Genomic DNA, 8,422 nt, shown 5'->3' on the forward strand with positions numbered 1-8,422 from the left:
CGACCTCATGCCTGGGGCTTGCCCCAGGCATGTCTTTTTGCCGCGCACCCTTCAAGGGATGGCTGGGCCAAACCCGGCCATGACGGCAGCCTCGAAGCCGGAATGACCTGATGACGACTCCTCCCCTTGCCGGCCTGCGCGTCCTCGAACTCGCGCGCATCCTTGCCGGCCCCTGGATCGGCCAGTTGCTGGCCGATCTCGGCGCCGATGTCGTCAAGGTCGAAAGCCCAGAAGGCGACGACACCCGCAACTKGGGTCCTCCCTTCGTCGAAGGGACCGACGGCGGCACGCTCTCGGCGGCCTATTTCCACAGCGCCAACCGCGGCAAACGCTCGATCACGGCCGATTTCCGCACGGAGGAGGGCCGCGCCCTGGTGCGCAAGCTCGCCGGCCATGCCGATGTGGTGATCGAGAACTTCAAGGTCGGCGGGCTCGCCAAATACGGGCTCGACGCCGCCTCGCTGCGCAAGCTTCATCCGAACCTGATCTATTGCTCGATCACCGGCTTCGGACAGGACGGTCCCTATGCCGAGCGCGCCGGGTACGACTTCCTGATCCAGGGCATGGCCGGCTCGATGTCGATCACCGGCCAGCCCGACGGCCAGCCGACCAAGGCCGGCTATGCCAAGACGGACATCTTCACCGGGCTCTACGCGACCGTCGGCATCCTGGCGGCGCTGCGGCGACGCGATGYCACCGGCGAGGGCGCAACGCTCGACCTTGCCTTGATGGACACGCAGGTCGCCGTGCTCGGCAACCAGGCGCTGAACTACCTGGTCTCAGGAAAAGCCCCGGCCCGGCTCGGCAACGCCCATCCCAATATCGTGCCCTACGAAGTCTTCCCCGTCGCAGACGGGCACATCATCATCGCGACCGGCAATGACGGGCAATACCGCAGGCTTTGCGACGTGCTTGGCCGCTCCGATCTCGGCAGTCATGCCGATTATGCCGACAACAAGGGCCGGGTCGCCAACCGCGCAATCCTGATCCCGATGCTGGCTTCGCTGACCGCCCGCCGCCACAAGGCCGAACTTCTGGCTGCGCTGGAAGAAGCCGGCGTTCCGGCCGGCCCGATCAACACGATCGACGAGGTCTTTGCCGATCCGCAGGTGGTGGCCCGCGGCATCAAGGTCGACCTGCCTGCCGAGGCTGCGGCCAAGGGCGCGATCCCGACCGTCGCCTCGCCCATCGTCATCGACGGCGAACGGCAGGTCGCATCGCGGCCTAGCCCTCGGCTCGGCGAACATCAAGACGACATCCTGAACGACCCCGCCTGGGGAGGGCATACACATGGCTGAACGGACTGGCGGGCAGATCCTCGTCGACCAATTGCTGATTCATGGCGCGACCGACGCCTTCTGCGTGCCCGGCGAGAGCTATCTCGCCGTGCTCGACGCGCTGCATGACGCGAAGCTGAAGGTCACCATCTGCCGCGCCGAAGGCGGCGCCGCGATGATGGCCGAGGCTGCCGGCAAGCTCACAGGCAAGCCCGGCATCTGCTTCGTCACCCGCGGCCCCGGCGCGACCAATGCCTCGCCGGGCATTCATATCGCCGACCAGGACTCGACCCCGATGATCCTGTTCGTCGGCCAGATCGAGCGCGGCATGCGCGAGCGCGAAGCCTTCCAGGAACTCGATTACCGCGCCGTCTTCGGMACCATGACGAAATGGGCGACGGAGATCGACGACGCTGCCCGCATTCCCGAGATCATCAGCCGTGCGTTCCATGTCGCGACCTCCGGCCGCCCCGGCCCGGTGGTGATCGCGCTGCCCGAGGACGTGCTGACCGACCTCGCCGACGTCGCGGACGCAGAACCCTATCAGGTCACCGAGACGCATCCCTCGCTGCTGCAGACGATCGACCTGCAGAAGCGGCTCTGGGCCGCGAAATCGCCGATTGCCATCCTCGGCGGCTCGCGCTGGAACCCGCAGGCGATCGAGCGTTTCCAGCGTTTTGCCGAGCGCTTCGACCTGCCGGTCGCGGTCTCCTTCCGCCGGCAGATGCTGTTCCCGGCCAACCATCCGAATTTTGCCGGCGATCTCGGCATCGGCCCCAATCCGAAGCTCCTGAAGCGCATCCAGGACAGCGATCTCGTGCTGCTGGTCGGCGGCCGCCTCTCCGAGATGCCGAGCCAGTCCTACACGCTGTTCGGCATCCCCAATCCGGGCCGCCCGCTGGTGCATGTCCATCCCGATCCGGAAGAACTCGGCCGCGTCTACCGGCCAAGCCTCGCGATCAATGCCTCGCCGACCGCCTTCTGCGCCGCCTTGGAGACCGTTCATCCGCCCCAGACGATCAACTGGGCGAGTGCGGCGGCCGAAGCGCATGATGCCTATCTCGCCTGGAGCGAGCAGCCCGCCCCGGTACCTGGCGCCTTCCATCCCGGCGAGGCCGTCACCTGGTTGCGTCGCTACCTCCCCGATGACGCGATCCTCTGCAACGGTGCCGGCAACTACGCCACCTGGGTGCATCGCTTCCATCGCTTCACCAAGTTTGCGACGCAGCTCGCGCCGACCTCCGGGTCTATGGGTTATGGCGTGCCGGCGGCAATCGGCGCCAAGCGGCTGTTTCCCGAGAGAACGGTGGTCGCCTTCGCCGGCGACGGCTGTTTCCTGATGAATGGCCAGGATTTCGCGACGGCCGTGCAGTACGAACTGCCGGTGATCGTCGTCGTCGTCGACAACGGCATGTACGGCACGATCCGCATGCATCAGGAGAAGCACTATCCTGGCCGCGTCTCGGCAACGACGCTGAAGAACCCGGATTTCGCGGCCTATGCCAAGGCTTTCGGCGGCCATGGCGAGCGCGTCGAGACCACGGCCGAGTTCGCTCCGGCCTTCGAGCGCGCGGTCGCCAGCGGCAAGCCGGCGATCATCCACTGCCTGCTCGATCCCGAAGCGATCACGCCGGCAAAGTCGCTCTCCACGATCCGCGAGGAAGCCTTCGCCGCTCAGCGCTGATCGCCGCGGAGCGCGACCCATCTGCGGCCGAACCACATGCGGCGCAGCAGACCGTCACGCCAGATCAGTACGTGAACCAGCGCCGCCGCGACATGAATCGCGGCGAGCGCGAGGAGAAGGTTGCCCGCCCAGGCATGCAGAGCCTGCATCAGCTCATAGGTCGCCTTGTCGGGCCCGATGAGATGCGGGACGGCAAGCCAGCCGAAATAGAGCGTCGGGATCTGCAGCGGCGCGGCCGACACCATGAGCAATCCCGTGACAGGCAGCGCGATCAGGCAGACATACAGGCCTGCATGGACCACGTCGCTGGCCCGCTGCAGCCATCGCCCAGCATTCGCCGGCGGCGGCACAGGGGCGACCATGCGCAGGACAAGCCGCAGCACGATCATGCCTGCGACCGTCAATCCCACCGACTTGTGCAGTTGGTAGAGTTCGAAACGCTCGACGAGGTTGCGGCTTTCATCGCGCATCGGCGACGCGATCAGGAACTGGGCAATGACCAGCAGCAATGTCAGCCAATGCAGCGCGACGAGGGCCGGGTGCCAGCGCATCGGCCGCCCCACCACCTCGCTCATCGCGCAAGCTGCCCCTTGATCACAAGCTCGACCGCGTCATCGACGACATTGACCTCCCGGCCGAGTTCGAATGCAGGGCGCAAAAAGGTGCCATTGGCCTGGAAGGGCAGCTTTTCGCCGCGCCTGGCCCTGTCGATGTCGCCATCGACGACAGCCATCACCGTAATGGGGCGGGTGATCGAACGGATGGTGAGCTGCCCGCGTATCTCGAGGCTGCGGTCGCCGGTGCGGATCACCGCAGCAGAGGTGAAGCTCGCGGTCGGATAGCGCCCCGTATCGAGCATGCTCTCGCCCTTGATGAAGCCATCCATGAGGGCAGAGCCGGCCTGGAGCGAACCCGTCTCGATCGTGACCCTGATGCGGCTGCGTTCAGGCCGATCGAAATCGAGCGCCAATGTCCCGTCATAATGCGTGAAATGGCCGGTCGCGACGACTGCCCCGAAGCGGCGGGTCACGAAGCTGATATCGGTGGCCCCGCGCTCGATACGCCAGGTCGTTTGCGCCGCTGCAGGCTCGGCGACGACCAGGCCGGCAATCACGAGTGCGACATAACGGAGCATCCCGCCATTGTCGCGCCCATGATGGCCGGGCCGTGGCACCCGGCCCCGCACACGCAAAGGTGATGCCGCCCTAATGCATCGGCCTGAAAGGTGGATTGCGGCTTTCGGGAAAGCCGATGCAAACACAAAGGGTTCGATCACCGGACCGGATACGATGTCCGGTCCGGTGATCTAGCCTGCCTGCGGCGTCGCTCGCCTGGCGGCGGCGCCATTGAAGGTCGAACGGATCGCCATGGCCAATGCGATACAAGCCCAGCCCTGGAAGATCAGCTCGATCGCGAGGAAGGTGCCGAGGACCCAGAAGCTCGAGGCCGGCCATTGCGCCAGGATCATCCCGCCGAGCGCGAGTGAAAGCAGCCCGGAGACCAGAACCCAGATCCAGACCGGCGTCGGCCGCGTCTGGAAGGCGACGATGATGCGGAAGATGCCGGCTGCGACCAGGGCAAAGCCCGCCAGAAGCGTCAGCGACGCCGTCGCCACGACCGGGTTGATGAAGGTCATGATGCCGACGCCGAGATAGAGCAGGCCGATCAGCACATGCATCAGCAGGCTTTTCCAGCCGCTGTGCCGGAAGGCGTCGATCAGCATGACCACGCCGCCGGCGAACATCATCGCGCCGAACCAGATGGCGCTGGCAACGCTGAGCAAGGCGGAAGCGCCAAGCCCGAGCACGCCAAGGATGACCAGGGCAATACCGGCTGCAAGCAGCCAGCCCCAGTTACGTCGCAAAGGCAGGAGATGCGTACCGAGAGAAGGTGGTTGATGCGCGGGTGCGTCCGACATGACCAGGCCCCCAGTGGAACTTCACGAAGGCTCCCACCACCGGGGCTCGCCGTCAACTCCGGGCGCACCCTAGGGGCGAACCGCTAATGTTCTCAATAGGTTGCCAGACCGCCCAAAAGATCGAAAACGGCGCCGGCGGAGAAACTGCAGCGCTCACTCGCCAGCCAGGCGACGAGCTCGRCCAGCTCATCGGCCGTTCCCAGCCGTCCGAGCGCGCTCTTGGCGACCGCGCCGGGCCGCCATTCAGGCGAACGCGACCTGAGCCAGCGGCGTGACACGGATCGTCGCGGAACCGGCATCGAAACCATCCAGCAGGGCATTGTGATGCGCCACGATCTGCTCGACCTGCAACGTATCGCTGTCGGCGGTCGTATGCGCATCGGCGACGAGCGTGACATCGAAGCCCAGGCCGACGGCACGCCGGCAGGTGGTGTCGACACAGTACTGCGTCATCAATCCGGCGATCACGAGATGGCCGATCCTCCGTTCCGCGAGCACAACCTGCAGGGCCGTGTCGTGAAAGGAATCGCAGGCCGTCTTGTGAACGACGATGTCGCCGGGTTGTCGCGGCAGGTCGGGATGAAGGTCCCAACCTAGGGTCCCGGTTTCCAGACGGTGTCCGGCCGGGCCGTCATGCTGGATGAAGATCACCGGGCGCTGGGCGGCATGCGCGCGGCCGATCAACTCGGCCAGGCGCTCGCGCACTTTCGCAAAGCGCTCCCCGACGACTGCGCGCGCAGCTACCGGCACGGCCAGGATGTCGCGCTGGACGTCGATGATGACAAGTGCCGACATCAGGCAGCCTTGGCGCCCTCGAGACGGGCATCGACCAGCTTGCGCAGGTTGCGCAGATCCTTGACGAAGCCGCGAATGCCTTCGGCGAGCTTCTCTGTCGCCATTGCATCCTCGTTCAGCGCGAAGCGGAACGCCTTCTCATCGAGCAGCAGCTTCGCGGGTGCCTTCCCGGAATTGTCCGGCGCGAGCCTGCGCGGCAGATCGCCCTGCGCCGCGGCGAGCTCGTCGAGCAGGCCGGGGCCGATGGTCAGCCGGTCGCAGCCCGCCAGCGCCTCGATCTCGCCCGTATTGCGGAAAGAGGCGCCCATCACCACCGTGTCGATGCCGTAAGCCTTGTAATAGGCATAGATGGTGCGGACCGAGACCACGCCGGGATCGGTTTCCGCCGTGTAGGGGCCGCCGCCGGCCTTGACGTGCCAGTCGAGGATTCGACCGACAAAGGGGGAAATCAGGAAGGCCTTCGCATCCGCACAGGCGATCGCCTGCGGCAGCGAGAAGAGCAGGGTCAGGTTGCAGTCGATGCCCTCGGCCTGCAGCACCCTGGCCGCCTGGATGCCCTCCCAGGTCGAGGCGATCTTGATCAGGATGCGCTCCCGCCCGATGCTGCGCTCCTTGTAGGCAGCGATGATGGCACGGGCCTTGTCGATGCTCGCCTGCGTGTCGAACGAGAGATCGGCATCGACCTCGGTCGAGACCCGTCCGGGGACGATTCCGGCAAGTTCGGCGCCGAAGGTCACGGCCAGCCGGTCGCAAACCGCATGCACGCGGGCCTCGCTGGAACCGGCAGCCTTCCGGCCCCAGACAATCGCCTCATCCACGAGATGGGCATAGGCCGGGGTTTCGACGGCCTTGAGCAGCAAGGTCGGGTTCGTGGTGCAATCGACAGGCTTCAGACGGCGCACCGCTTCGATATCGCCGGTATCGGCGACGACGGTGGTCATCTTGCGGAGCTGGTCGAGCTTGGAAGCGGTCATGGCGATCCTGCCGAAATCGGTGTCTTGAACAATGGTCAAACCTGCGGCGCTCTTCCGGTCCGGTCAAGCGAGTAGGCCGGAAKGACGGCTGCGCGCACGGCGCAGATGGGTCAGCTCTTGACTGCCCCCGATGTCAGGCCCCCGACCATGTTCTTGCGGAAGCCATAATAGATCACAGCCGGCGGGATGGCGTAGAGCAGGCCCGCGGCCATCAGCAGATTCCAGGGTGCGTCATCCGCCGAGAGGAAGAGTCCAAGCCCCACTGCCAGAGGCACCGCCTTTTCGCTCGAGAGCAGCAGGAAGGCGTAGAGATACTCATTCCAGGCGAGCAGCAGCGCGTAGATGCCGATGACCACCATCGACGGCTTCATCAGCGGCAGATAGACCATGCGGAAGAGCTGCAGCGAGGTCGCGCCATCCATGATCGCCGCCTCGTCGAGTTCCTTCGGCAGCTTGTCGGAGGCCTGCTTCAGAACCCAGATCGCATAGGGCGAAGCCAGCGCGACCATGGCGAGGATCAGCGCAGTCTGCGTGTTGAGCAGCCCGTAGGAGCCCATCGCCTTGTACATCGGGATGGCGAGGAAGGCGGCCGGGATGAGGTAGGTCGCCAATGCCAGGTTCATGATCGTGCGCCCGCCCCTGACCCGCAGCCGGGCGATGGCGAAGGCGGCGCAGGTGGCAACGAAGAGCGTCAGCAGCCCCGTGGCCACGGCGATGAAGAAGCTGTTGAACATCTGCAGCCAGAAATTGGTCAGGTAATAATGCTGCTGCTTGAAGACGATCTGGAAGTTCTGGAGCGTCGGCTGATCGGGCCAGAGCTTGCCGGCCAGCATCGACTCCTGGTTGGAGATCGAGAGCACGAAGAGATGGTAGATCGGCAGAAGGGTCCAGAGCAGGACCGGGATCGCGATCAGGATCAGCTTGCCTTCGTCGAGAACCTTTTTCATCACTCGGCTCCCTTGGACAGGCGCTTCACCATCACGAAGACCATCGGCAGGATCAGCGGCATCGCGACGATGATGGAGGCGATACCGAGATCCAGGTTGTTGTTGCGCATGTAGCGGATGCCGAGTGTCGCCAGCACATGGTTCAAGTCGCCCGGCCCACCCCCGGTGAGCAGGTAGACGCTGTTGAAATCACCCAGCGTCCAGATCATCGAGAGCATGGTCGAGGTGACATAGAGCGTCGCCAGCGACGGCCAGGTGATGAAGCGGAACTGCTGCCACCCGTTGGCTCCGTCGACGCTCGCGGCCTCATAGAGATCCTGCGAGATCGCCAGGCGGCCGGTGACCAGGATCAGCGTCCAGAACGGCAGCGACTTCCAGATATGGACCATGATCGAGCTCGCGAAGGCGAGTGTCGGGTCGGTGAGCCAGCCCGGCCCCTCGACGATGCCGAACCAGTGGAAGAGCTGCTGGTTGAGCATGCCGTTCTCCGGGTTCAGCATCACCCGGAAGGACAGGATGGTCGGAATCGAGGGCACGGCCCAGGGCAGGATGAACAGCACCAGCACGATGCGCACCCAGGCGCGCTGCTGCACGAAGAAGCCCGAGAGCCAGAGCGCGAGCAGGAACTTGAGGTTCACCGCCACGAACAGGAAGATGATGGTATTGACTACCGTGCGAACGAAGATCGGGTCCGCGAAGAGTGCGCGATAGGACTGCCAGTTGAGCCCCAGCCAGAGGCCGTAACCGACCGGGTAGACCACCATCACGGCGAAGACGAGAATATAGGGCATCAGCATCAGCGCGCCCCAGAGCGCCCTGTCTCGCGT

At 65.1% G+C, this 8,422-nt stretch carries 9 protein-coding genes; 2 read left to right on the forward strand and 7 right to left on the reverse strand.

The features are described 5' to 3' along the window. Positions 1–110: 110 nt before the first annotated feature. Both AC1DJT_RS02710 and AC1DJT_RS02715 read left to right on the forward strand, forming a co-directional pair. Entirely contained in the window at positions 111–1,298 is a 1,188-nt protein-coding gene (locus AC1DJT_RS02710; protein WP_476833478.1) for a CaiB/BaiF CoA transferase family protein, read from the forward strand. Then, positions 1,291–2,961, forward strand: coding sequence for a thiamine pyrophosphate-binding protein (locus AC1DJT_RS02715; protein WP_441506048.1), 1,671 nt, complete (start codon positions 1,291–1,293; stop codon positions 2,959–2,961). Before AC1DJT_RS02710 ends, AC1DJT_RS02715 begins: the two co-directional genes overlap by 8 nt. On the opposite strand, the gene AC1DJT_RS02720 is transcribed toward AC1DJT_RS02715, so the two are convergent. The 7 genes from AC1DJT_RS02720 to AC1DJT_RS02750 form a co-directional block, all read right to left on the reverse strand. Next, positions 2,952–3,536, reverse strand: coding sequence for a cytochrome b (locus AC1DJT_RS02720; protein ID WP_441506047.1), 585 nt, complete (start codon positions 3,534–3,536; stop codon positions 2,952–2,954). The two genes, AC1DJT_RS02715 and AC1DJT_RS02720, sit on opposite strands and share 10 nt — an antisense overlap. Then, on the reverse strand, positions 3,533–4,096 hold the full coding sequence (locus tag AC1DJT_RS02725) for a YceI family protein (RefSeq protein WP_441506046.1): 564 nt from the start codon (positions 4,094–4,096) through the stop codon (positions 3,533–3,535). The genes AC1DJT_RS02720 and AC1DJT_RS02725 overlap by 4 nt, the downstream gene beginning before the upstream one ends. Positions 4,097–4,267: 171 nt before the next feature. Then, positions 4,268–4,879, reverse strand: coding sequence for an HdeD family acid-resistance protein (locus tag AC1DJT_RS02730; RefSeq protein WP_441506045.1), 612 nt, complete (start codon positions 4,877–4,879; stop codon positions 4,268–4,270). A 243-nt stretch (positions 4,880–5,122) separates the two neighbouring features. Next, on the reverse strand, positions 5,123–5,674 hold the full coding sequence (locus AC1DJT_RS02735) for a cysteine hydrolase family protein (RefSeq protein WP_441506044.1): 552 nt from the start codon (positions 5,672–5,674) through the stop codon (positions 5,123–5,125). Continuing rightward, a complete protein-coding gene (tal, locus tag AC1DJT_RS02740) occupies positions 5,674–6,648 on the reverse strand; it encodes a transaldolase (RefSeq protein WP_441506043.1) in 975 nt (324 codons plus the stop codon). The genes AC1DJT_RS02735 and tal overlap by 1 nt, the downstream gene beginning before the upstream one ends. 110 nt (positions 6,649–6,758) lie before the next feature. Beyond that, complete coding sequence (locus AC1DJT_RS02745) at positions 6,759–7,595, reverse strand: carbohydrate ABC transporter permease (RefSeq protein ID WP_113515117.1); 837 nt, start codon at positions 7,593–7,595, stop codon at positions 6,759–6,761. After that, entirely contained in the window at positions 7,595–8,395 is an 801-nt protein-coding gene (locus tag AC1DJT_RS02750) for a carbohydrate ABC transporter permease (protein WP_476833479.1), read from the reverse strand. The genes AC1DJT_RS02745 and AC1DJT_RS02750 overlap by 1 nt, the downstream gene beginning before the upstream one ends. Positions 8,396–8,422: the final 27 nt, after the last annotated feature.

This window comes from Allobosea sp. 05T422_2 (genome assembly GCF_056396265.1).

What these genes read in the sequence shown, in the direction of transcription:
- AC1DJT_RS02720 (WP_441506047.1), bottom strand. Translation starts at nt 3,536, where the DNA reads ATGAGCGAGGTGGTGGGGCGGCCGATGCGCTGGCACCCGGCCCTCGTC.
- AC1DJT_RS02725 (WP_441506046.1), bottom strand. Translation starts at nt 4,096, where the DNA reads ATGCTCCGTTATGTCGCACTCGTGATTGCCGGCCTGGTCGTCGCCGAG.
- AC1DJT_RS02730 (WP_441506045.1), bottom strand. Translation starts at nt 4,879, where the DNA reads ATGTCGGACGCACCCGCGCATCAACCACCTTCTCTCGGTACGCATCTC.
- AC1DJT_RS02735 (WP_441506044.1), bottom strand. Translation starts at nt 5,674, where the DNA reads ATGTCGGCACTTGTCATCATCGACGTCCAGCGCGACATCCTGGCCGTG.
- tal (WP_441506043.1), bottom strand. Translation starts at nt 6,648, where the DNA reads ATGACCGCTTCCAAGCTCGACCAGCTCCGCAAGATGACCACCGTCGTC.
- AC1DJT_RS02745 (WP_113515117.1), bottom strand. Translation starts at nt 7,595, where the DNA reads ATGAAAAAGGTTCTCGACGAAGGCAAGCTGATCCTGATCGCGATCCCG.